At 41.6% G+C, this 858-nt stretch carries 1 protein-coding gene; it reads right to left on the minus strand.

Annotation, left to right across the window (positions count from 1 at the left end; all coding sequences use genetic code 11):
- A partial coding sequence (locus HMPREF0666_RS15935; protein ID WP_009013433.1) for an IS1182 family transposase occupies positions 1-687 on the minus strand: 687 nt, incomplete at its 3' end.
- Positions 688-858 lie beyond the last annotated feature (171 nt).

Here is an 858-nt window from a genome sequence, read left to right on the forward strand (position 1 = left end):
CTTGGTTCTAACAGCCTGCTTCTCTTCTTTTGTCTTAGGCTCAGGGGCTGATTCCAAAGACTTGTTCAATTCCTCGGATATTTCATCGAGCAGAGCTGCAGTAAACTCGACACCTTCTGTCTTAGCGGCATTGTCCTGCGCTATGACATCATCAACCTGAAGCAAGAGTGTGCGTATTTGTTCCTGCAACTTGGCGCGGTTCTTTTCCACGGTTCTCTTCCAAACGAAGGTATACTTGTTGGCTTTCGATTCTATCTTTGTGCCGTCAATATATTCAACGTCAAGACTTATCAAACCTTTGGCTGCAAGTATTAATACAACCTGTGTGAAGATATTGTTGATTTCCTTTTTCACACGATTACGAAAACGATTGATGGTAATAAAATCAGGCTGCTCATATCCTGCCAGATAGATGAAATGAATGTCACGCTTGAGGAGCGACTCTATACGACGGCAGGAATAGATATTATTCATGTAGGCGTAAAGAATCACCTTGAGCATCATTTGTGGATGATAAGGCTTGCGACCACTGGGCTTATAAAGCTTGTAGACATTATCCAACATAAGATTATCCACCAAGGCATCTAAAAGACGAACAGGGTCATCTTCTGCGATATCCTTATCGATTCTTTGAGGAAAAAGAATCATTTTCTTGTGTATGTAAGAACGAAAGTGTACCTTTGTCATAATGAGATTTTTTGAATGCCTAAAGGTACAAAAACTTTAGGAAATAGCAAAGCCCTGGCTTGAGAAAGTCGGGGCTTTGTGCATAAAAAAAGAGGATGTGGACATTTTGACACACCCTCAGTAATCACCGAGATACCCATGTGAGGTGGATGTAGGCTGCTTTTGCCTCCT

This window comes from Prevotella sp. C561 (assembly GCF_000224595.1).
In the GTDB taxonomy this organism is placed as follows: Bacteria; Bacteroidota; Bacteroidia; order Bacteroidales; family Bacteroidaceae; genus Prevotella; species Prevotella jejuni.